19 protein-coding genes are annotated in these 22,199 nt (G+C 62.9%); 15 read left to right on the plus strand and 4 right to left on the minus strand.

Going from position 1 to position 22,199, the window contains the following annotated elements; genetic code table 11:
- The first annotated feature begins 610 nt into the window (after positions 1–610).
- Positions 611–1,657 (plus strand): 3-oxoacyl-ACP synthase III, encoded by a 1,047-nt coding sequence (locus tag KF886_09310; protein MBX3177546.1) that lies wholly within the window; start codon positions 611–613, stop codon positions 1,655–1,657.
- A gap of 74 nt (positions 1,658–1,731) precedes the next feature.
- Here the strand turns inward: KF886_09310 and KF886_09315 are convergent, their stop codons facing one another.
- On the minus strand, positions 1,732–2,025 hold the full coding sequence (locus KF886_09315; GenBank protein ID MBX3177547.1) for a hypothetical protein: 294 nt from the start codon (positions 2,023–2,025) through the stop codon (positions 1,732–1,734).
- A gap of 179 nt (positions 2,026–2,204) precedes the next feature.
- On the opposite strand from KF886_09315, the gene KF886_09320 reads away from it, so the two are divergent.
- From KF886_09320 to KF886_09360, 9 genes are all read left to right on the plus strand, one after another.
- Positions 2,205–3,407, plus strand: coding sequence for an IS256 family transposase (locus tag KF886_09320; GenBank protein MBX3177548.1), 1,203 nt, complete (start codon positions 2,205–2,207; stop codon positions 3,405–3,407).
- Between the two features lie 533 nt (positions 3,408–3,940).
- Positions 3,941–4,813 carry an alpha/beta fold hydrolase gene (locus KF886_09325; GenBank protein MBX3177549.1) on the plus strand — a complete coding sequence of 291 codons (873 nt, stop codon included), beginning with the start codon at positions 3,941–3,943 and terminating at the stop codon, positions 4,811–4,813.
- 299 nt (positions 4,814–5,112) lie between these two features.
- On the plus strand, positions 5,113–5,373 hold the full coding sequence (locus tag KF886_09330) for a type II toxin-antitoxin system HicA family toxin (GenBank protein MBX3177550.1): 261 nt from the start codon (positions 5,113–5,115) through the stop codon (positions 5,371–5,373).
- Positions 5,373–5,585: a type II toxin-antitoxin system HicB family antitoxin gene (locus tag KF886_09335; GenBank protein ID MBX3177551.1), complete on the plus strand. Its 213-nt coding sequence runs from the start codon at positions 5,373–5,375 to the stop codon at positions 5,583–5,585. Before KF886_09330 ends, KF886_09335 begins: the two co-directional genes overlap by 1 nt.
- A gap of 161 nt (positions 5,586–5,746) precedes the next feature.
- Complete coding sequence (locus KF886_09340; protein MBX3177552.1) at positions 5,747–7,417, plus strand: AMP-binding protein; 1,671 nt, start codon at positions 5,747–5,749, stop codon at positions 7,415–7,417.
- Complete coding sequence (locus KF886_09345) at positions 7,414–8,418, plus strand: NAD-dependent epimerase/dehydratase family protein (protein MBX3177553.1); 1,005 nt, start codon at positions 7,414–7,416, stop codon at positions 8,416–8,418. Before KF886_09340 ends, KF886_09345 begins: the two co-directional genes overlap by 4 nt.
- Positions 8,419–8,467: 49 nt before the next feature.
- Positions 8,468–9,184, plus strand: coding sequence for a hypothetical protein (locus tag KF886_09350; protein MBX3177554.1), 717 nt, complete (start codon positions 8,468–8,470; stop codon positions 9,182–9,184).
- Positions 9,181–11,019 carry a Rieske 2Fe-2S domain-containing protein gene (locus tag KF886_09355; protein MBX3177555.1) on the plus strand — a complete coding sequence of 613 codons (1,839 nt, stop codon included), beginning with the start codon at positions 9,181–9,183 and terminating at the stop codon, positions 11,017–11,019. Before KF886_09350 ends, KF886_09355 begins: the two co-directional genes overlap by 4 nt.
- Positions 11,020–11,376: 357 nt before the next feature.
- Positions 11,377–12,213: a 1-acyl-sn-glycerol-3-phosphate acyltransferase gene (locus KF886_09360; protein ID MBX3177556.1), complete on the plus strand. Its 837-nt coding sequence runs from the start codon at positions 11,377–11,379 to the stop codon at positions 12,211–12,213.
- 271 nt (positions 12,214–12,484) lie between these two features.
- Here the strand turns inward: KF886_09360 and KF886_09365 are convergent, their stop codons facing one another.
- Positions 12,485–13,696, minus strand: a complete 1,212-nt coding sequence (locus KF886_09365; GenBank protein ID MBX3177557.1) for a TlpA family protein disulfide reductase — start codon at positions 13,694–13,696, stop codon at positions 12,485–12,487.
- A 316-nt stretch (positions 13,697–14,012) separates the two neighbouring features.
- Between KF886_09365 and KF886_09370 the strand changes: the two genes are divergently transcribed.
- Entirely contained in the window at positions 14,013–14,546 is a 534-nt protein-coding gene (locus tag KF886_09370; protein ID MBX3177558.1) for a sigma-70 family RNA polymerase sigma factor, read from the plus strand.
- Positions 14,547–15,048: 502 nt separating this feature from the next.
- Positions 15,049–17,040 (plus strand): VWA domain-containing protein, encoded by a 1,992-nt coding sequence (locus tag KF886_09375; protein MBX3177559.1) that lies wholly within the window; start codon positions 15,049–15,051, stop codon positions 17,038–17,040.
- 527 nt (positions 17,041–17,567) lie between these two features.
- On the opposite strand, the gene KF886_09380 is transcribed toward KF886_09375, so the two are convergent.
- On the minus strand, positions 17,568–17,819 hold the full coding sequence (locus KF886_09380; protein MBX3177560.1) for a ribosomal protein L7/L12: 252 nt from the start codon (positions 17,817–17,819) through the stop codon (positions 17,568–17,570).
- On the minus strand, positions 17,816–18,793 hold the full coding sequence (locus tag KF886_09385; protein ID MBX3177561.1) for a tRNA glutamyl-Q(34) synthetase GluQRS: 978 nt from the start codon (positions 18,791–18,793) through the stop codon (positions 17,816–17,818). The genes KF886_09380 and KF886_09385 overlap by 4 nt, the downstream gene beginning before the upstream one ends.
- 441 nt (positions 18,794–19,234) lie before the next feature.
- Between KF886_09385 and KF886_09390 the strand changes: the two genes are divergently transcribed.
- The 3 genes from KF886_09390 (at position 19,235) to rpmI (ending at position 22,156) form a co-directional block, all read left to right on the plus strand.
- Entirely contained in the window at positions 19,235–20,617 is a 1,383-nt protein-coding gene (locus tag KF886_09390; GenBank protein ID MBX3177562.1) for a hypothetical protein, read from the plus strand.
- Positions 20,618–21,108: 491 nt separating this feature from the next.
- Positions 21,109–21,804 carry a translation initiation factor IF-3 gene (gene infC / locus KF886_09395; protein ID MBX3177563.1) on the plus strand — a complete coding sequence of 232 codons (696 nt, stop codon included), beginning with the start codon at positions 21,109–21,111 and terminating at the stop codon, positions 21,802–21,804.
- A 154-nt stretch (positions 21,805–21,958) separates the two neighbouring features.
- Positions 21,959–22,156 (plus strand): 50S ribosomal protein L35, encoded by a 198-nt coding sequence (rpmI, locus tag KF886_09400; protein ID MBX3177564.1) that lies wholly within the window; start codon positions 21,959–21,961, stop codon positions 22,154–22,156.
- Positions 22,157–22,199 lie beyond the last annotated feature (43 nt).

The raw sequence follows: 22,199 nt of genomic DNA on the forward strand, positions 1-22,199 counted from the left end.
AGATTCACTTCTCGTTACCACGGTCCTCCGTGGTAACGCGATACCGTTCCGCTCCGCGGAACAGAACTTTGTCATGTGACTTGGACACTCTGGGCAATCCGCAACCGGCGGACGAGGTCAATCATTGATACAGAATCGGTTCATACAACGTAGACGGGCATCCTGTTCAACGCTCGTACGCAGGAGCGTACGGGTATCCCGTTACCAAGCCTTGAGAAAACGCCTCGAAGGGGCACGGCAGCTTCGAGCCCCGGGCAACGCCCGGGGTAAACGGAATAGGTTTCCTGTGAGCCCTGAAAGGGCGGCGGAGTTTTTGCTCCCGCGCTGTACTGCGCTGCCCTTTCAGGGCGAATAAAAACTACACCACGCTTCCCCTGGGCGCTGCGCAGGGCTCGAAGCTGCATTGGCCCTTCGGGCCGAAAGAGCGGGAAACCCAAGTCGACTCAATTCAATATTGACGCGCCTTGAGCCACCATACAATTCGCGTTTATTCGTGTTCATTCGCGGTTCAATTTTATTCGGTTGCGGCCCAAGGCTGCCCTGCGATCTTCGTGCCCTTCGTGGTGCAGGTTCTTATTCGTGTAAATTCGTGTCCATTCGTGGTTAAAAAATGATCTACACCAAAGCCCACATCGATACCATCGCCTACGAGCTCGCCCCCGTCGTGGTCTCCTCCGAGGAACTCGAAGAGGCCCTCGCGCCCCTCTACCGGAAACTCCACATCCCCGTTGGCCAGCTGGAAGCCCTCACCGGCATCCAGGAGCGCCGCTGGTGGCCCGAGGGCTACGCCCTCAGCGACGGCGCCATCGCCGCCGGGCGCAAGGCCCTCGCCCACTCCGCCGTGCAACCCGCCGATATCGGCGCCGTGGTCTATTGCGGCGTCGGGCGCGACAACTTCGAACCCGCCACCGCCTGCCGCGTCGCCGGCGAACTCGGGATCGGCGGGAACGTGGCGGTCTACGACCTCAGCAACGCCTGCCTCGGCGTCCTGAACGGCATCCTCGATGTCGCCAACCGCATAGAACTCGGCCAGATCCGCGCCGGACTCGTCGTCTCCGCCGAAACCGCCCGCGACATCGTCCACGAGACCATCGAGAAGATGCTCGCAAACCCCACCATGCCCTACTACATCGAGTCCCTCGCCACCCTCACCGGCGGCTCCGGCGCGGTCGCCCTGCTCGTCACCGATGGATCCTTCCGCGCTCCCGGCGATCAGCGCCAGCTGCTCGGCGGAGTCGCCCTTGCCGCCCCGGAGCACCACGGCCTCTGCACCTGGGGCCTCGAGCGCGTGGACGGCCCCCTCCGCAAGCAGTTCATGAGCACCGACGCCGTCTCCGTCCTGAAACACGGCGTAGCCCTCGGCCTCCAGACCTGGGAAGCCTTCCTCGCCGAATTGAACTGGACCCGCGAGACCGTCGCCAAAACCATCTGCCACCAGGTCGGCAGCGCCAACCAGCAGGCCATCCTCAAATCGATCGGCATGCCCCCCGAAAAGGACTTCACCACCTTCGGCTACCTCGGCAATATGGGGACGGTGTCACTGCCGATTACGGCGGCGATTGCGGGTGAGCGGGGGTTTCTGAAGGCTGGGGAGCGGGTGGCGCTTCTGGGGATTGGGAGTGGGTTGAATTGTATGATGCTGGGGGTGCGGTGGTAGGGGGAAAGGTGGGAGGAAAGTTTGACCACGAATGGACACGAATTTACACGAATGGGAATATTTGGATCTCGCTACTACGTCCCCGATTCAGGCCGCTCTATTCCGATGCCATAATTGCGTAAATGCTTGCGAATTGTCTCGCCGAAATACTTCATGGCGATAGAGGACACAATGAAGACCGAGATTCGTAACGTCAGATCCCCGATTATGAATACCCCAATGAATAGAGGCACAATCTTAACAGAGGAGCCGACCAAGTCCTCGGCAGGGGCATCCGATAGCGTGGCGGGCAGAACAACGGCGCCTATCGCAAAGGCAAGCGCAAACAGCAGCCAATCAAGCACTCTGGCTTTTAAGAATCTCAGCATGGAGGATTGTCCCCACTTTACCGGGTTTGATGTACGCCGTGAATCTACATGTAGCATGATATCACGTTCGGGTCGATGGAGTATAAAACTTTCTGTAAAAGGGGCTAGACAAAGATGGCCGTCATTTGCTCCAGTCTAGGTGTTTTTGGAAGAAGCCAAGACGAGGAGTAATGACAGCCATGAAGGATTTTGCGGATTATCTGAGCCAGATTCAAGAAGGAGGGGAGGTAGACATCATGAAGTTGATGCTGGAGACCATGGCGAAGGCGGTGATGGAGGCTGGTGTGGCCGAGCACGTGGGGGCGGACCGTCACGAGCGCTCGGAAGGCCGGAAAGGCCATCGGAACGGGTACAAGCCGCGCAAGCTCAAGACCCGGGTTGGCGAGCTTTCCCTGGATGTCCCCCAGGTGCGCGGCACGGAGCCGTATTCGCCGCTGTTCTTCGCCAAATGGGAGCGGAGCGAGCGAGCGCTTTTGACGGCCTGCGCGGAGATGTATTTCATGGGCGTATCCACCCGGAAAGTGAAGCACGTGCTGGAGAAGATGGGCGGTTTTAGCCTGTCGGCGAGCACGGTTTCCTGCGTGGCCCAGGAGCTGGACGAGAAGCTCGCGGAGTTCCGGGAGCGCCGTCTGGACGAGCGGGAATGGCCTGTACTGATGGTGGACGCGTGCTACGTCAAAGCCCGCTCTCACGGCCGGGTGCGCAAGCAGGCCGCTCTCGTGGTTGCGGGCATCAACGATGACGGGCGCCGGGAAATTCTCACCTGGCGTCTGGCGGATTTGGAAAGCGAGGCCACCTGGACCGAGGTGTTCCGCGAATTGCGCCAGCGTGGCGTCACGGGCGTTGAGCTGGTCGTCTCGGACGGGCACCTGGGCATACAGGCGGCGGTGGGCACGCAGTGGTCCCAGGCCACCTGGCAGCGTTGCTGGACCCACTTCCAGCGCAACGCGCTGGCCAAGGTGGGTCACAAGGATAAGAAGCCGCTGGCGCAGGAGCTGCGGGCCGCCCGGAAGATTGAAGACGTCAAGACAAGCCTGGCCGAAGCGGAGCGCGTCGCGGAGCGCTGGGAGAATCAATACCCGCAAGTCGCCACGCAAATACGGGAGCAGTTCGAGGAGACCCTTGCCACGCACGACCTGCCCGGCCCGTGCCGGCGGCGGGTGTACACGACGAACATGATCGAGCGGGTCATGGCTGAGATCAAGCGGCGAACGAATGTCGTGGGCATCTTCCCCAATGTGGCGTCCGCGGACAGGCTGATTGGCGCGCACCTGCTCGAACGCCATGAAAGCTGGGTCTGTGAGCGGGCGCGCTACCTTACGATGAACTGGGTGGACGAACGCAGGGCGAATACGAAGAAGCAGAAGCAGAACGCGGCATAACCAATACTAGTACAGTTTCCCCCTCCCCCCGGGGGGAGGGGGAAACTGAAAAACAACCCGAGGTCAAAACCTAAACCCAGGCTTCAACCAAGACACCAAGACAAATTACAGAAAGTTCTTGACACCAACTTCGGGTCCTCACCACGGGAGGTCGAATCCTGGATCTTCGTGGTAAAACGCCTCTCCATTCGTGTAAATTCGTTCTACTACCCGTCATCTTGAGCGATGCTTTCATAGATGTTTTCGAATTTTCTTGATGCGGATCTGTGGTTGTTTTATGTCGCCTTTTCAGGGCTGTGTTGTTAGGTTATCGAATACCCAGGGTTCCGATCGAACCCGCCTCCGGCGCGTTTTCGATCTTCACCCTGGGCTACGGTCTGCCGCCCCTCCGGGGCTATACAACCGGGCGCCTCTTCGTGCGTCGGTCTTATTCGTGTGAATTCGTGTCCATTCGTGGTTCAACGCTATTGGTTGTGGCCATCGGCTGCGCCGTGTTTATTCGTGGTTCAAACTTTTCGTCCAAGGTACTCCCCATGCTTATTCCTGAATACCCCTACAAACCCAGGCACATCAACCGCAACGGCCTCAAGTACAGCTACCTCGACGAAGGCCAGGGCGACCCCGTGGTCATGCTCCACGGCAATCCCACGTGGTCCTTCTACTACCGCAACCTTATCGCGGCGCTCAAGGACCGCCACCGCTGCATCGCGCCCGACCACATCGGTTGCGGGCTCTCCGACAAGCCCGACGATGACCAGTACGCCTACACCCTCAAGAGCCGCGTCGATGATCTCGAAGCCCTGCTCGACCACCTCGGCGTCACCGAAAACGTCACGCTCGTCCTCCACGACTGGGGCGGCATGATCGGCATGGCCTGGGCCACGCGCCACCCCGAACGCGTCAAGCGCCTCGTCATCCTCAACACTTCCGCCTTCCACCTGCCGCCCGAAAAGCGTTTCCCCCTCGCCCTGTGGCTGTGCCGCGTCCCCCTCCTCGGCGCGGCGCTCATTCGGGGCTTCAACGCCTTCGCGCGCGCCGCGGCGGAGGTGGGGTGCAAGCGAAACCCCATGCCCAAAGAACTCCGGGACGCCTACTGCGCCCCCTACGACTCCTGGCAGAACCGAATCGCCACCCTCCGTTTCGTTCAGGACATCCCGCTCCACGGCAAGGACCCCGCCTACCCCATCGTCACCGAAGTGGAGATCAAGGCAAAACAATTCAACGATCGCCCCATGCTGATCTGCTGGGGCATGCAGGACTTCGTCTTCGACCGCCATTTCCTGAAGCGATGGACCGACACCTTCCCGAACGCGAAGGTTCATCGTTTCCACGATTGCGGCCACTACATCCTGGAGGACGCAAAGGACGAGGTAATCGGGCTGATCGAGCGGTTTCTCGCGCAATGACACGCGGCGCCGCGCTTTCACACCCATTCCATTCCGTCTTCTAAAATCTCCCGATGCCCCAGTATACAAGCTGCCGATCTGGATTGCGCGCTGGTCAATGTGCTGATGTCCTGCGGTCTCACTTCCGCGCAGGCGGAAAGCCAGTGGGGTTTGAAGGTTTGCGTGATCTCGTCTCCGGGTCCGCCCGGACGTGGTGAGGATGGATAGAAGCTTTCGTTGTACAGGATGTGGAGGCATACGGAAATCGAGAGCCCAAATCTCCGACGTATGTCCCTGAAGGCGCGGAGCGATGTGTTAGAATGACCAAACAGGACAAACTGATTGCCAGGATTCTTCGTGGGCAGTCGGATTCGAACTTAAAATTCGATGATATTCGAAAGCTGTTGATCCAGCTTGGATTTATCGAAAGAATTCGCGGAAGTCACCATGTGTTCGTGATGCCTGGGAGTGATATCCTGATAAACTTGCAGCGAGACGGGCGCCTGGCTAAGGCGTATCAAGTTCGGCAAGTAAGAGAAACGATCACGTCCAGAGGCCTGCTCGACAAGGAGGACGCCTGATGCACAAGTATGAAATCATCATCTACTGGAGTGACGAAGACGCGGCGTTCATCTCCGTGGCGCCCGAATTGCCTGGTTGCGCCGCGCACGGCCCCACACCGGAAGACGCCCTTTCCAACTGCCAGAGCGCCATTGACCTGTGGATCGATACCGCCCGCGAGTTTGGCCGCCCGATTCCCGAGCCCAAAGGCCGGCGCCTTCAATTCGCATAGCAACCGGCTCCCGGCGCCCCAGTCCACTCCGACCATCCATTCCACGTGGTCCACTCCTTCGCGCAAGCCCCACCCACTCGCACGAATAGAACCTGACTCTCCCGTGTAAAAAGCGGTAGAATGCAACGACAGCACCCGGGGCAACGCATGAGGAAGAGACTATGACCACCGAAACACCCGCCCTGTCGGGCAATATCGCCGCGCACCTCCCTCGCATGGCGCAGTTACACCCCGATCACCTTGCCGTCGCTGTGCAACGCCCCGGCGGCGCAACCGGACGCCACCGTTACGCCACCTGGACCCTGAAACAATTGGACGACCAGAGCGATCGCATCGCACACGGCCTCGATCGCGTCGGGATCGGGCGCGGCGTCCGCGCCGTCCTCATGGTCAAGCCCAGCCTCGAATTCTTCGCCCTCACCTTCGCGCTCTTCAAGGCCGGCTCCGTTCCCGTGCTCGTGGACCCCGGCATGGGCATCAAAAACCTCAAGACCTGCCTCGCGGAGGCCGAGCCACAGGCCTTCATCGGCATTCCCAAGGCCCATATCGCGCGCCAGCTCTTCGGCTGGGGCAAACCCACCGTCAAAACACTCGTTTCCGTAGGGCCGAAGCTCTTTCTCGGCGGCTACACGCTGGACGGTATCACCCTGAAGGAACCGCGCCCCTTCGCGCCCGTCGAACCCGCTCCCGGCGAAACAGCGGCCATCCTCTTCACCAGCGGCAGCACCGGCATCCCCAAGGGAGCCGTCTACACCCACGAAAACTTCAACGCCCAGGTGGAAATCCTCCGCGAGGATTATGGCATCCAGCCGGGAGAAAAGGATCTTGCCACCTTCCCGCTCTTCGCCCTTTTCGGGCCCGCCCTGGGCATGGCCGCCGTCATCCCCGACATGGACGCAAGCCAGCCGGCGACCTCGAATCCGCGTCACATTGTCGACGCCATCCACGACAACCACTGCACGAATCTCTTCGCCTCGCCAGCCCTCATCGAGCTGGTCGGGCAATACGGCATTGCCAACGGCATCACCCTGCCGACATTGAAGCGGGTCATTTCCGCCGGCGCCCCCGCAAGCAACCCCTCCCTCGCCCGCTTCGCCAAGCTCCTCCCCGACGATGTGGAGATCTTCCCATCCTACGGCGCCACCGAAGCCCTACCCGTCGCCTTCATCGGATCGAAGGAACTCCTCAGCGACACCGCCGAGGCCACCGACCAGGGCGCGGGCGTATGCGTGGGACGCACGGTGCACGGCGTCGAGGCCTCCGTGATCCACATCGCCGACGACCCCATCGAGCACTGGTCCGACAAGCTCCATTGCGCGCCCGGAGAAATCGGCGAGATCACCGTGACCGGCCCCGTGGTCACCAAGGCCTACTACAACCGCCCCGATTCCACGAAGCTTGCGAAGATAAAGCATCCGTACCTCGGCATCATCTATCACCGCATGGGCGACGTGGGTTACTTCGACGATCAGGGCCGGCTCTGGATGTGCGGGCGCAAGGCGCACCGTGTCGTAACCCCCGAGGCCACGCTCTTCACCATCCCCGTCGAGCGTATCTTCAATACCCACCCCGCCGTCAAGCGCACCGCCCTCGTCGGCGTTTCGAAGGGCGGCGTTACCATCCCCGTCCTCTGTGTTGAGAAAGCCCCCGACACCGGCGGTCGCGACGACGAAACCATCATCAACGAATTGAAGGCCATCGGCGGGCGCCACGAAATCACCCGTCCGGTGCACACCTTCCTGTTTCACCCCGCTTTCCCGGTCGATGTGCGGCACAACGCAAAAATCTTCCGGGAAGAGCTTGCGGAATGGGCGAAAGGGAAATTCTCGTGACCGTTCTCGTTACCGGCGGCGGCGGGTTTCTCGGCGGCGCGATTGTTTCCCAACTCCTGGCCCGCGGGGAAAATGTGCGCAGCGTCGCGCGCGGCGCCTACCCGGAACTGGAGGCCAGGGGCGTAACCTGCGTCCGCGGCGACCTGGCCGATCCCGAGGTCGCCGCCGAAGCCGTGTCGGGGTGTGACGCCGTGATACACGTCGCCGCGAAAGCCGGCGTCTGGGGGCCGCACGACGATTACTACCGCGCCAACGTCACCGCCACCCGAAACCTGCTGGAGGCCTGCCGCGAACAGCACATCGGTAAACTTGTTTACACCAGCACGCCGAGCGTCACCTTCAACGGTGAAGACGAGAGCGGCGTCGACGAATCCGCCCCTTACGCAACGCGCTTTCTCTGCCACTACGCCGCCACCAAGGCCCGGGCCGAGCAGGATGTCCTCGCCGCGAACAGCCCGGCGCTCGCCACCGTCGCCCTCCGTCCCCACCTCATCTGGGGTCCCGGCGACAACCACCTCGTGCCCCGCCTCATTGCCCGCGCAAAGGCCGGAAAAGTGAAGATCGTCGGCCGCGGCGGCAATCTCGTCGACGCCACCTACATCGACAACGCCGCCGCCGCGCACCTGAATGCCCTCGACGCCCTCGCCCCCGATGCCCCATGCGCGGGGAAGGCCTATTTCATTTCCAATGGCGAACCCGTCGCCATGGATGTCCTCCTGAACCAGATCCTCGCCGCAGCGGGCCTCCCGCCTATCACGAAAAAGGTCCCCGCGGGCGTCGCCTATGCCGCCGGCGCCGCGATGGAGGCCGTATACAACCTCCTTGGAAAGGACGAAGAGCCGATCATGACCCGATTCGTCGCCCGCCAGCTGGCCACCGCCCACTGGTTCGATATTTCGGCCGCGCGGCGCGATCTGGGATACAATCCCGCGGTAAGCATGGCGGAGGGCATGGAGCGCCTCGCGGTATGGATCCGGAACCGCCGCGAATGCATACCATAAATGGGGAATCGGCTATGGCTGTGTCACGACGCTACGGGAACGGGTCCGCATGTTTGAAACCCTCGTATTGATTGGCTTTGTGGCAATCGCCGCCTGGCTCCTGGCTGGATTACTCCTCGCCGCGCCGCTCTACCGAAGTCTCTCGAAACGTGTCGAACCGGGCAGGCTCCCCCGCCTCGATCGCCTTTTCCTCGCGCCGGGAATCGCCGTCTTCTGGCCCGTGCTACTCTGGCGGAGTAAGAACAAGACCGGGCGGCTCCCCCAGCCCAACCTCGGGCGCGCGGAACACGTCGCACGGTGGCAGCCACCCATCGCGGTCATCACCTTCCTGGCCACGCCGCCCATACTCGCGCTCGCCCTGCTCGGGCGCGATGTCAGCCCACTGTCCCAACCCATTCCGTTTGCCGTGATACCGGACAACGAGCTCCTCAGCTATGGCGCCAATCTCGGAAACGCTTTTCCATCGCTGCCCGCCGAAGTTTTTCCCGCGCGCACCACAGCCCGCGAGTACGGTCTGGAGTTGCGTTTTCGGGACGGTGAGCAGGCGCTCCCCTCGATCATATACTGGGCCCCGACGCAGACCAGCGGCGATATCCTCCCCGACGGTTCCGTGTATATCGGACTCTTGTGGCCTTGGCCAAACCTCTGGCGCCGCTTTCCAGAGCAACAAATGTCCCGCGAAGGATTCTGGTATGTATACCACATGCTGGATCGGTCTCTCGAACGTCTCGAAGCAACCAGCGGCAGTTCGAGGGGACGCCGATGAGCGCTGCGCCGCACAAACATTGGTCCGTTCGTACGCGATACTACGATGCCGCCATCGTGGCGTTCATCGTGCTGTCCGCCGCCGCCTTTTGCGCAACCACGCTGACCCTCCATCCCGATACCCCCATCCTCGCGCTGGCGTTGCGATGCAGCGCGTTCATGGCCCTGTACCTCCTCCATGTCGTTCTCTGCCTCGGGCCCCTCGCGCGCCTGAACCCGCGCTTCCTCGCGCTGCGCTATGATCGGCGTCATCTGGGCGTCTGCCTCTTCCTACTCGCCCTGCTCCACGCCGTTCTTGCCATATACCAATACCGCGGCCCCAATGCTTTTCCTCTAATGAGCCTCTTCACCGCCTATGCCGCCGAATACCGCGGCGCATTCGCGTCCCCCGAACGCCTCGCCCAAATTCCCTTCGAGCCCTTCGGCGTGCTCGCACTGCTCTGCCTCTACGTCCTCGCCGCCAGCAGCCACGATTTCTGGCAGCGCATCCTGGGCCCCGGCGTCTGGCGTCTCCTCCACCTGCTCGTCTATCCAGCGTACCTGCTTGTGGTGCTGCACGTGGCCTTCGGCTACCTGCAATCCGAATTCCACCTCGTTTACCCGCTCACGATTGCCGTGGGCGCCATCCTATTGTTGGTCCTGCACACCGCGGCTTTTCTGAAGGCTCGTAAACCGCGTATCGCCACCCCGGACGTGACGCCGCCGGACGGATTCCACACCGTATGCCGCGCCTCCGACCTGCCCACAGGCACAGGCCTGGGCGTGCGGATCGGGGGGCATTCCATCGCCATATTCGCCTCCGCTGGCCGTGTATACGCCACCGGAGCCCTATGCCCCCATCAAGGAGGGCCGCTTGCCGAGGGACAGATCGCGGAGGGCGCCATCACCTGCCCCTGGCACGGCGCCCGCTTCCGGCTGGATTCCGGGCAACCCCTCTCCGGGTCCGCGTTTCCTGTTCCGGTCTACCCGGTGTGCATTCGCGAAGGCGTGGTATTTGTCCAGCCACGCCCCTTGGAACCAGGTTCCGAACCCGCCGGGGCTGCATCCATGGATGTGCCCTCCGAAGAGGCGTCCGTTCCGCCTGATTTTCACCTGGGCGAGCCTGGACGCTTCCCTGCGCCGCTCTACGAGTTCCTGCAAATGGCGTCCGCCCTCTTCGTCCTCGGCGGCGCCGCGCTTCTGGCTGCCTTTGCGGCGGCCCAGTCTCCGCCTGACCCCGGCATGATTACCCGGGGACACGGCCGAACCCTCGACGGCGTCCTACGGATGGATCCCGTCCCGGCCCTGTATGTACCTGGCCCGGCGGACAGTACCGGCTACCGCCCGGGATACTACTTTCCACTCGGTGGGCCCGGCCTGACTGGAATTCCGGAAAGCTGGCGTGAATTCGACGGAGCGTTTATCAGCGCGGAAGGCGACTTTTTCCACCGCCATGAAGTGGCCATGCTGCAACTCAAGTCCGATGCGCCACCGATGCGTGTGGAACCGCCAGCTGGCGGCGTGGTTCCAACCCCGCCTCGGGTAATTGGAGATACCTCCATCTCCGGCGAACTCGTTTCGCTGCCGTGCTCGCTCGGATCGATGCGCCCCGGGGCGGGGAAGCTCCACCGCGGCTGCGCCGTGCGTTGCCTCGCCGCCGGGACAACGCCGGGGCTTCTGGTCCACGCGACAGGCAACCGCTCCACGGTGGTGCTCCTGGCGGGGAACGGCAATGCCCCACTGAGCTTCGACCTGGCGCTGGCGGGCGCCCGCGTCACAGTCGAGGGGCTCCTGGAGCGCTACGACGGCTTCAGCCTGCTTCGGGCCAGTTCGATTGTTCCCTATCGGCCGGAATAGCGCCCGTCGAAGGCCTCCCCGCCGCCAGGGCAATCGCATTTAAGCTTCCAACTCGAGCCGATCCCCACATGAACCACCTTCAATGTTAAAAAGGGCGCGTGTTGGAGCGCTGGCATTTCACCTACGGCGAATCTCTGACCTTGCCGGCACAGATGCCGGCGCTCCAAAACGCTCACTATCGTTGATTCAAGGTTCCAAATCGACTCAAGTTTACCCCCATATTCCGAGCTCGAGTTTAAATGCGATTGCCCTGTCCCCGCCGCTTGTAACGCCCCGCACACGCCCAGTATAGTAACAGGCGTAAGCATGTGAACCCAATGATCGCGACCCGCGGTACGACCCCACGGAGCACCCCAGGTGACGGCAGAAACCCAGGAAAACGAAGGCTACGCCACCTCGCGCGCGCACTCCAGCCGCCTGCGATGCGCCTGGCGTATCCTGTGCATGCTGGCCGGCACCGCCCGCGTCGTCCCCCCCTATTACATTGGACAGTTTCGCTACAAGACCGAGAAGGAACGGGTAAACCTCCTCTACCGCGGCACCCAGGACTGGCTCGGCGCCATGGCCCGCGCCATCGGCGTCGAAGTTACCGTCGAAGGAACCCCGCCCGAACACGGTTCCTTCCTGGCGCCCAACCACATCACCTACGCCGACATCGCCGTACTGCCCGTCGCCGCCCGCATGTGGTTCGTCTCCAAGGCCGACGTGTTGAAGTGGCCCCTGTTCGGGTGGCTCTTCCGCTTCTCGCGCAACCTCACCGTTGATCGCAACGACCGGCGCTGCCTCGCCGCCACCAATGACAGCATCGCTCGGCGCATCCAGGAGGGCTACAACGTCTGCGTCTTCCTCGAAGGCACGACCTCCGGCGGCACGGCTCTGCTCCCCTTCCGCGCCCCCCTCCTCCAGCCCGCGCTCGACGCCGGCGTCGATATCGTCCCGGTCTGTATTACCTGGCGCGCCGGCGACCCCGCAATAGACCTCGAACAGGACATCGCCTACTGGCGCGGCACGCCCATGGGCCCACACGTCCTGCGCTTCCTCGGCTTCAAGGGCATCCATTGCACCATCCGCTTCGGCGACCCCATCAAAGCCGAAGGCGACCGCAAGGAACTCGCCGAAAAAGTCCACGCCGCCGTCCAGGCCATGCACGAAGAAGCCCAGCGCCACCCCGCACGGACTGCCAACCGAGACTAATACCACCCCAGTCCACCCCATCCACCAAGCACACCCCATCCACCAAGTCCACTCAGTCCACTCTGTCCACCAAGTCCACTCTGTCCACCAAGTCCACCACCCGTTCGATGTATCCCAGGGCGCAAAGTCCCAAGGATGCGGCAAAGGCTGGGAGCGCAGGTCGAAGACGCGCCGTGGTGGGCGTCCCCGCCTGCCAGGCGGCGAAGCCGCCGTCCATTTTCATCCTTAATAGGTGACGCTACGCGTCATGAAAGACTGTACCCCAAAGGCCCTACTCCCCCAGGGCCGTCGCCACCGCTTCCGCCACCCGATCGCCGCGCAGGTTTTTCGCGACAACCTTACCGTCCGGGCCAATCAGGAAAATGGAGGGGATACCGCGAACACCGTAGTTGTCAAGCACATCCGTCTCGGACCACGGCCCCAGATATCCCTGGACCCACTTCAGGTCCTCGTCCTTCACGTAGTTCGCCAGCCTGTCCCGTTCGTTGTCCACGCTGAGCCCGAGCATTTCAAACGCTGGATGCTGCCCGAACCTCTCGTACAGCGCCTTCATTTTCGGCATCTCCGCAATGCACGGCCCGCACCAGGTCGCCCAGAAATCAATCAGGACATACTTGCCCTGAAAATCCGAAAGCGTAATCGACCTGCCCTCCAGGGTCTCCGCCGTGAATGCCGGCGCCGCATCCCCCGGCTGAAGATGATCGTATAATTTGACCGTTATCGCGCCCAGGTCGACTTCGCCTCCCTCGCCTTCGGGCACCGTCACCGCGAGGCTCGCCATACCCGAACCCATGGGGCCGGTTTTATCCTTGTCTTTGGCGTCGTCGTCCACCTCGATGTATAAGTGATACGCGCCGGGAAGCACATCGGCCACTTCAAAGCGCCCGTCTTCTTCCACATCCACCACGTACATGCGCTGGCGCCCGCGTATGGCCCTGGCTTCCTCTGAATCGTAACGTTCCCTGCGCCAGGCCTCCGCCTCTTCCCGCGTGAGTCCTGCCGGTGGGGCGGCTTCGTCGCGCTCGATCGAATACAGGCGACGGCTACTCCCCGCTTGCCAGCCTATGTCGATCCGGGCGTTCTCCGGCGCGACCATCCGCCCCCGAACGGTCCAGCCGCCGTTCCCCAGTTCAACCTCCAGCGTTTCGCCAGGTTTCGGAAACAGTATCCGGGTATGGCTGGAAGTCCACGCTGGCCACGAGGCGCCCCCTTGTATCCGAACGTACTCGACAAAGCGCCCCACCTTCACCTCGCTCGGTTCCACCTCCTCGAACACAAACCGCCCCTCCGTATCCGCATGAACCCGCTTCATTTCCTTCCCACTGCCGCGCTCCACATATTCCAGCGCAATCTCCCCCGACGCCGGTTTCCCGTCCTGGTAGTGGATTCCCTCGATCCGCGCCGGTTCCGCCGAATACGCCGAACCAGACGCCAAAAAACCGCTCAGCAACCCCAATACGATACACCGATGCGTGCTCAACATGGTCTTGCCCTCCTGGAAATGGGTTGTGGAGCCGCCACTACCGCATTCGCGGCCTTCCACCTTATCCATCGTCTCACCCCGTGGACCATCCGCGAAGCAAGCCATTATTCCTTATACGACTGGCAGGTCGATCCTGTCAACGAAAAAATGCGTGCGAATAACCGCATTCCCCCCTCTCCGCCGAACCAACCCACGCTTTCGGTGTCCAATCCTGTACCATGCCAACAAACGTATCGAACACATTTCCGACTGAAGCGTTAACAAGGTAGACAGACGCCGAAGCGTCGGCAACCAACCAGGTTCCGGAGCAGACTGGATGACCATGGACGACCAACGTCGCGCGGACCGGGTGCGGGCGGCTCTCGACCGGTACGAAGCCCCCCTCATACGGTACGCAACGCGGCTAACCGGCAACGGCGAGCTGGCGCGAGACATTGTGCAGGACACCTTCGTAAAGCTGTGCACCGCGGACTGGGCGCGCATTGAGGCCCATCTCGCCCCCTGGCTCTACCGGGTCTGCCGAAACCGCGCCCTCGACGTCCTGAAGAAGGAAAACCGCATGATACCCCTCGCAGAAGGACAAGCCGAGGCCCGGCCGGACGAAAAACCGGTCCCGGGCGAGGTCGCCGAAGGCCACGAGGCCGAAGCGCTCGTTCACGCCGCCCTGGCGCGGCTCCCGGAAAAGAACCAGGAGATATTCCGCCTCAAGTTCCAGCACGAACTCACCTACAAGGAAATCAGCGAGGTCACCGGGCACGACGTAAACAACATCCGCTACGTCATCCATACCACCCTCAAGACCCTCCGCCAACAACTCCAGGGCCGCCTCGACCCGGCCCTCGGCCAGTAAAGGAGTCCCCCCCATGCGACTCGACAAAGACGATCCCCGCCTCATGGACTACATCCTCGGCGAATTGGAAGACGGCGAAGCCCAGACCCTCGCCGCCGCCCTGGAAGCCGAAGAAAACAAGGACGCCCGCGATCTCGTGGAAGAACTTCGCGGCGTCGCAAACACCACGCGCCGCATCCTGCGGGAAGACGAAGCGGCGAACGCGCTCACCGACGAGCAGCGCGCCGCGATTGTGGGGACGGCGGAGGAGGTGCCGGAGAACGTGGTACGGATGAAGAGACGAAAGTCCATCTTCCCTGGACTCTTAACGGCTGCGGCAGTAATTGCCATTCTCGCGGCCATTGCGATCCCGAACACGCAAAAGTGGATATCGAAAGGCTACTATTTGGCTTCGGAATCTGCGCAACATGCGGAACCGCCTCCCCCGCCCATCGGCAGGGATAACTTCGGTGAATTCAGAGACCCAGTTGGTACGCTCGGTGCCAGATCAGGTAGACACGACATGGAGACGATCAAATCAGAAGACAGCACCGTATACTCGTCAGGATTCCCCGGAATCGCGGGGCAGCGGGAATCCGCTCCGTCGGAGTCGACGATCACGATCGGCAAAGAGGTTCCCTTCGTTTCGGGAACTTCAAGACCCACAGAGCCCGCGCCCAAACCAGGTCAGCTCCTCGAACAAGAATCCGAGATCGTCGAAGCCCGGAACCGCCTCGAAATACGCGCCAACCTGAACGACGGACTGAGCCTGAGCTACGAAACCGACGGCGGAGCCAGCGGGGAACCAGTTGTACCCTCCGCGCCGCCCGAGACCGAACAGTGGGCCGAATACAACGTCGGCAACCTCACCGGCCAGACGGAAATCTCTGAACTCGCCTCGAACATACCCGACGATGAAGCCACGGGCCTGCGGCTGGGCGCCGACCGCGATGCCTTTCGTGAACCCTGGAAGTGGAACACCCCCGACAACAAGCCCACCGAAATCGTCGGCGGCCCCGGCACGGAGACCTACGTCAAGGTCGCGGGCGTGAAGCCCTTCCTCGCCGTCCGCGACGAGCCCCTGTCCACCTTCAGCATCGACGTGGACACCGCCGCCTACAGCAATGTCCGCCGCTTCCTGAACCAGGGACACCTCCCGCCGCCGGACGCCGTGCGCATCGAGGAGATGATTAACTATTTCGCCTACGCGTATCCGCAGCCCGTGGATGGCCGCCCCTTCGCGGTGAATGTCATGGGCGCGCCCGCCCCCTGGGCCCCGCAGCACCGCCTCGTGCGCATCGGCATCAAAGGCCTGGAAGTACCCCAGAGTGAGCGCCCCCCGGCGAACCTGGTCTTCCTGCTGGACGTCTCGGGCTCGATGGGCGACGCGAACAAGCTCCCGCTCGTAAAGGAGTCGATGAAGACCCTCCTCGGACAGCTTCGCCCCAACGACCGCGTGGCCATCGTGACCTATGCGGGCGACGCTCGGAAGGTGCTCGACCCGACCCCGTGCAGCGAACGCGGCTCCATCGTCGCAGCCATCGACAGCCTCCGCGCCGGCGGCAGCACCAACGGCGCCGGCGGCATCGAGATGGCCTACGATCTAGCCCAATCAGGCTTCATCCGCGGCGGCATCAACCGCGTCATCATCGCCACGGATGGCGACTTCAATGTCGGCGTCACGTCCCACGGCGGCCTGATGTCCCTGATCGAAGCCCGCGCAAAATCCGGCGTCTTCCTCACCGCCCTGGGCTTCGGCATGGGCAACCTGAAGGACGCAACCCTCGAGCAGCTCGCCAACCGCGGCAACGGCAACTACGCCTACATCGACAACCACGCCGAAGCGCGCCGCGCGCTGGTCGACCAGCTCGCCGGCACGCTTCAGACTATCGCGAAGGACGTCAAGATCCAGGTCGAGTTCAATCCGGCGCGGGTATCGCACTACCGCCTCCTGGGCTACGAAAACCGCGCGCTGGCGAACCGCGACTTCAACGACGATACGAAAGACGCCGGCGAGATCGGCGCGGGCCACACCGTGACCGCGCTCTACGAAATCATCCCGGCGGGCAGCGGCCCCGCGCCCGGCGTCGACCCCCTGAAGTACCAGGCTGTGGAACCCGATGTGGACTCCCTGAAGTACGGCGCCGCGCCTGCCGGCGATAGAGAAACCCCGATCCTGCCCGGTCCGGAACCGACGCCCCGGCCCGACATTGCGCCGCTCCCCGAATGGCTCACGGTGAAACTCCGCTACAAAGAACCCGAAGCCAGCGAAAGCACGCGTCTCGATGTCCCCCTGGCCACCGTCAACAACGACCTCCGCGAGGCCGACGCCGACTTCCGCTTCGCCTCCGCTGTCGCCGCCTTCGGGCAGGTGCTCCGCCACAGCGGCTACCGCCACCCCAGCAACTTCGACCGCATCATCGAGATGGCCCGCGCCGCAAGCAACGGCGATCCCGACCGCGAAGCCTTCGTCGACCTGGTCATCACCGCCAAGACCCTCACCGGGTCAAGATAGCGGGAAAACGGCAGGGGGCCACAATCCGGCGGGCGTCCAAAGCGGCGCCCGCCGGGGGACTGCCAACCGCGACCAAAACCAACGCCGCGAAACCGCCCAAACCAACCCAATTTCGCGAATGGCTGCTCCGAAAAAAAGCGCCTCAGCATCACCACAACTACCTCATGCAAACCAGATTAACGTTTCTCAAACAAGGAAGCGGCAAAGGCTGGGAGCGCAGGCGTCCCCGCCTGCCAGGCGGCGAAGCCGCCGTCCATTCTCATCCTTAACGGGTGACGCAACGCGTCATGAGCGACGGCTCCGAAATATCAAAGGGAGCGATGGGTGCCATCCTCCTGCGGCGGATCTCCGACGTTCAAGCTCCGCAGCTCCGCCGCGAAGGCTTGAGCGTGCGAGACTTAAGATGTGCCCAACAGTCATGGGCAGTGCTTCAACTTTACCAGATCGCGCAACGCGTCATGAATGTCTGTACCCCCAGAATCCACCCCGCCAATTCTCTTCACTCTTCTCCCTTCACCATTCACTCTTCAAACCAGCCACCCCACCAGCCCGATCGCTCCCCCCAGCAGCACCACCGCCCCACACCCCGCCTTCGCCCCCGCCGCAAACCGCTCCGGACACTCCGCCCGCAACTGCCGCTCAAGATCTTCCACGAACTCCTTCGACTCCTTCAGCCCCGTCCCCGTCGCCTCCTTGTAAATCTTGATCGCTTCGATCTTCCGGCCCGCAAAGATCGCCTCCGTCATACGCTGGGCATCTTCCTCCGGCATCCCGCTCATATCCGCGCTCCTTCTGGTTGGCGGCGCCGCGCGGGAAACATCTCCCGAAGCCGCGCCACAAGCTCGCTTTCTTCAAACAACCCCGGAATCTCACCCGCCTCCAGGCGCTCCCCCCGAATTCCCAGCCCCACCCCCATCGCCGCCGCGCCAAGCACCCGCTCCGGCGTCCACCCTTCCGCACGGTAGTCCCGAAGCCCCCTGGAAAAGTCCCGCTTACTCAGCTTCCGCCCCCGCGTGTCCGTGATCAGCGGATGGTGCAGATAGAACGGCGGCGTTTCACGCCCCAGTCTGCCGCCCAGCAAGATCTGGCGCCCCGTGGATTCCAACAGGTCCTCGCCGCGAATCACCAGATTCACCTCCCGATCCCAATCATCCACCACGACCGCATACTGATACGTCCAGTTCCCGTGACGGTCCCGCAACAGCACGTCGCCGCATTGCCGAGACGGATCCTGCGACAGGCGTCCCGCCAGGACATCGTCAAACGCCACCGCGCCCGTATCAAGCCGCAACCGCACGCCCGCCGCCGACCCCGGGTCGTACCCCCGATCGCGGCAGTGCCCGTCGTAACACAATTCCCCCGGCTGCGGGCCCGTACGTTCCAGGATCTCCCGGCGCGAACAGCGGCACGTATACACGAGCCCCCGCGCCGCCAGGCCCTCCAGCAATTCGGCGTAGCGCGCCCCGCGATCCGATTGTCGGTAGGGCGTCTCGCCCCCGCGAAATTCCGCGGGCAGTCCCCGGTCCGGAGCCAGCCCCAGCCATTCAAGATCCTCCAGAATGGCCGTTTCATATTCCGGACGGCAACGGCCCCGATCATGATCCTCCAGGCGCAGGATCACCGCTCCGCCAAGCGCCCGGGTCACCCCCCACACGCAGATCGCGTTCACCAGGTGGCCCAGGTGCAGGTAGCCCGTCGGGCTTGGCGCAAAACGCGACACCGCCGCGAAGCCGTCGTTATTGGAATCTGCCACGGTCTCCATCACAGCCCTGCCCGCCGCCCCGCGCGGTTGGTTCGCCTCGTCACGGAAAAGCCTGACACACCCGAGCGCCCCCCCGCAAGGCGGGCGCAACTAAGGGCAACCGCACTTGGCGCAGTAGCGATAGCGATGCGACATTCAGGCTGCGACTCGTGTGAAAAGGCAGTGTCGTTGGAGCGCCGGCATCTCTGCCGGCACGGATGCCGGCGCTCCACCGCGCCCACCTCATTTGAACCAAGGAGCCGATACCGCTCTGGCTGCGGCCCAATAGGGCGCAGCCTGGTTGGGATGCGATTGCCCTGGCGTGTGATTTTGTGGCATTCCGGGCGGCACGCTGGTAAAGTTAGACCCTTTCGCGAAGCCACGGCGGCTTCCCCCTGTTCATTCCAACCGGGGCCTGCGATGTCCGGCCCCCCGTACCTGGAGAGTGTGTCTATGCCGAGCCAGCGAGAGAGCGGTTCCGTCCACCCGGGCATCAACTGGGGCCCCTTCACAACCCGCATCCCCTTCATCCACACCCGCTTCGAATGGCAGGACCTCGTCCAGGGCATCTTCGTCGCGGGCGCCACAGGCCTGGCCACCGTGCCCATCCTCACGCACTATCTGGGCCTCTCCTTTGAAGAAGCCGTCGCCTGCATGTTCATACAGTCCCTCATCCTGTGCAGCGCCCCGATTCTTTTCGGCGAGCCCTTCGCCCCCGGCATGGTCACCCCCGCGCTCCCGCTCATGCTTCTGGCCATCAGCGGCCCCGACATGGCCACTCCGGAGGACCGCCTGCACTTTCTCACCGCCGCCTCCATCAACCTCGCCATCATCCTCTTCGTTCTCGGCATCACCGGACTCGGCAGCCGTTTCATCGAGTGGATCCCGCCCGCGCTCAAGGGCGGCATTATCCTCGGCGCCGCCATCGCCGCCCTCAAGCGCGTCTTCCTCGACGACGCCGACAAACTCATTCACGCCACACCGATCACCACCACCGCCGCCCTCGTGGTCTGCATGCTCCTCATCTTCTCCGAGCCCGTGCAGCGCTACAAGAAGCAAATGCGCTGGCTGGCCCTGCTCGCCAGCCTGGGCCTCCTCCCCGGCTTCTTCACCGCCGCCCTCATCGGCCCCCTCACCGGATTCTTCCGCGAAGGCCCCGCCGAAGTCATCTACGAAATCGAATGGGGCGTCCTCTGGCTGCCCTTCGGCGCCGTCATACAGAGGATGTCGCCCTTCTCCATCGGCTTCCCGGACCCCGCCATGTTCCTCAAGGCCCTGCCCCTCGCCCTCATGAGCTACGTTATCCTCTTCGGCGACATCATCACCGGCAGCGAGATCATCAAGGCCGCCCAGAAGGCCCGCCCCGACGAGCACATCGACATCAATTCCAACCGCAGCCACCTTGCGCTCGCCATCCGAAACGCCGTTATGGCCCTCGTCGCGCCCTTCTTTCCCTACCAGGGCGCGCTGTGGACCGGCGTCCAGGTCGTCATCGTCCAGCGCTGGACCGACGGCCGAAAGTCAATGGATTCTCTCTTCAGCGGCATCCATTCCTACTACGTCTTCGGCATCCCCGTGCTCTATTTCTGCCTGCCCCTCGTAACCGCCCTCAAGCCCCTCATGGGCGTCGCCCTCTCCCTGACCCTCGTCCTCACGGGCTTCGCTTGCGCCTTCGTCGCCATGGCCATCCCCCGCACCACCATCGAGCGCGGCGTCGTACTCCTCACCGCCGTCGCCCTCGCCATCTTCAACCCCTGGGTCGGCATGAGCGTCGGCATCGCCGCCACCTTCCTGCTCGTCGGCTGGCAGCGCCCCGCGGAGGAGAACAGCGCCTGAAAAACCATCCCGCAAGCCCCCGAATTCACACCGGCGCGACAGGGAACCACCCCGTCGCGCCGGTTCCGCACCTTCATATCCACCTGATGCTAACCACGCTACAGCACGTGAGATCACGGAAGCGTCAAAGGCTGGGAGCGCAGGCGTCCCCGCCTGCCAGGCGGCGAAGTCGCCTTCTAATTTCACCCTATTGGGCAAACACCTCATAAGCGGCTGCTGCTCCGAGAATTTCGGACCGCTCCGAAATTTCAAAGGGAGCCACGGGTGCCACGTTCAAGCTCCGCGGCTCCGCCGCGAAGGCTTGAGCGTGCGAGACCCCAGTAGAGCGCTTGTACCCGCCCCCACTCCCCAGACAATTTGATCCGCCCCCCGGAATCTGATACACTTCGCACATTGAAACCGGTCTCCCCGGTTTCCGTAAGTAGGGACGCCGGTCCCTCACCCTGCGGCGGCAACATCGCCTGCCAGCTCGGTTTGCAACGCGGCGCGTTATGTGCCGCCCGAAATGGGTACGTTCCAGATCGGCAAAGGACTGGCTCCTTTGCCGATTTTTTTTGTTCCTGTTGTCCCAGGAGCGCCCGGGCCGAGGCCGGCCGAGGGCGAAACGTACTCCGGGGCACGTCCAAGAGGAGGTTCTACTCATAGCCAGGCCAGTCAAGCGAGAAGAAGACACGGTCCGAATTAATGAAAAAATACGCGCCCGCCAGGTGCGCGTGGTCGATGACGAGGGCGAACAGCTGGGTATCATGTCTCCCCAGGACGCCCTCCGCGAAGCCGAAGCCCGGGAACTAGACCTGGTCGAAGTCGCGCCCAACGCCACGCCGCCCGTTTGCCGCATCATGGATTACGGCAAGTTCAAGTACGAACAGAAACGGCGCGCGCGTGAATCCCGCAAGAACCAGCACACGGTCAGCGTCAAGGAAATCAAGTACCGTCCGAAAATCGACAAGCACGATTTCGAATACAAGACGAAACACGTACGCGAGTTCCTGTCCGAGGGCAACAAGGTGAAAATCACCGTGATGTTCCGAGGCCGCGAAATGGCCCACCCCGAGTTCGGGCGGGAAATACTGGTCAAGGTGGTCGAAGAGACGGCCGACCTGTGCACGGGCGAATACGACCCGGCCTCGTCCCGACTCGAAGGCCGCAACATGAGCCTCGTGTTGCAGCCCATTAAGGCCAAGTAGACCGGCGTTCACCGGACCGTTGCCCCGCGTGGGGCCCAATGTTTTCAAGCTGGACAGACACCGGAAATCCGGGGGAGGGCTCCGTTTTGCCCCGCTCCCGACTGCCCGGAGGTCGAGTAGTAACTTTTTCGCCACCCCCGATGGAGGGAAGACAATGCCAAAAGTCAAGACCAACCGCGCCGCGTCCAAGCGCTTCAAGCGCACCAAGAACGGGAAGTTCCTCAGCCACAAGATGGGCGCCCGCCACCTGATGAATTCCAAGTCGCCCAAACGCCGCCGCCAGCTCCGCCGCGCCAAGTCCGTTGGCGACGTCGAAATGCCGCGGATCAAGGTGCTCCTCCCCTACTCCTGATCCCCCACGCCGCGCCATCCGCGGTATAACGCACGCCGCCCCC

The sequence above is a fragment of the Candidatus Hydrogenedentota bacterium genome, assembly GCA_019637335.1.
Classification (GTDB): Bacteria; Hydrogenedentota; Hydrogenedentia; order Hydrogenedentales; family JAEUWI01; genus JAEUWI01.

Bases quoted from the DNA above. Each gene is read 5' to 3' on its own strand.
- KF886_09310 (MBX3177546.1), top strand. From the start codon at position 611: ATGATCTACACCAAAGCCCACATCGATACCATCGCCTACGAGCTCGCC.
- KF886_09320 (MBX3177548.1), top strand. From the start codon at position 2,205: ATGAAGGATTTTGCGGATTATCTGAGCCAGATTCAAGAAGGAGGGGAG.
- KF886_09335 (MBX3177551.1), top strand. From the start codon at position 5,373: ATGCACAAGTATGAAATCATCATCTACTGGAGTGACGAAGACGCGGCG.
- KF886_09365 (MBX3177557.1), bottom strand. From the start codon at position 13,696: ATGTTGAGCACGCATCGGTGTATCGTATTGGGGTTGCTGAGCGGTTTT.
- KF886_09340 (MBX3177552.1), top strand. From the start codon at position 5,747: ATGACCACCGAAACACCCGCCCTGTCGGGCAATATCGCCGCGCACCTC.
- KF886_09375 (MBX3177559.1), top strand. From the start codon at position 15,049: ATGGAGACGATCAAATCAGAAGACAGCACCGTATACTCGTCAGGATTC.
- KF886_09315 (MBX3177547.1), bottom strand. From the start codon at position 2,025: ATGCTGAGATTCTTAAAAGCCAGAGTGCTTGATTGGCTGCTGTTTGCG.
- KF886_09390 (MBX3177562.1), top strand. From the start codon at position 19,235: ATGCCGAGCCAGCGAGAGAGCGGTTCCGTCCACCCGGGCATCAACTGG.
- infC (MBX3177563.1), top strand. From the start codon at position 21,109: ATGTGCCGCCCGAAATGGGTACGTTCCAGATCGGCAAAGGACTGGCTC.
- KF886_09355 (MBX3177555.1), top strand. From the start codon at position 9,181: ATGAGCGCTGCGCCGCACAAACATTGGTCCGTTCGTACGCGATACTAC.
- KF886_09325 (MBX3177549.1), top strand. From the start codon at position 3,941: ATGCTTATTCCTGAATACCCCTACAAACCCAGGCACATCAACCGCAAC.
- KF886_09330 (MBX3177550.1), top strand. From the start codon at position 5,113: ATGACCAAACAGGACAAACTGATTGCCAGGATTCTTCGTGGGCAGTCG.
- KF886_09350 (MBX3177554.1), top strand. From the start codon at position 8,468: ATGTTTGAAACCCTCGTATTGATTGGCTTTGTGGCAATCGCCGCCTGG.
- KF886_09370 (MBX3177558.1), top strand. From the start codon at position 14,013: ATGACCATGGACGACCAACGTCGCGCGGACCGGGTGCGGGCGGCTCTC.
- rpmI (MBX3177564.1), top strand. From the start codon at position 21,959: ATGCCAAAAGTCAAGACCAACCGCGCCGCGTCCAAGCGCTTCAAGCGC.
- KF886_09380 (MBX3177560.1), bottom strand. From the start codon at position 17,819: ATGAGCGGGATGCCGGAGGAAGATGCCCAGCGTATGACGGAGGCGATC.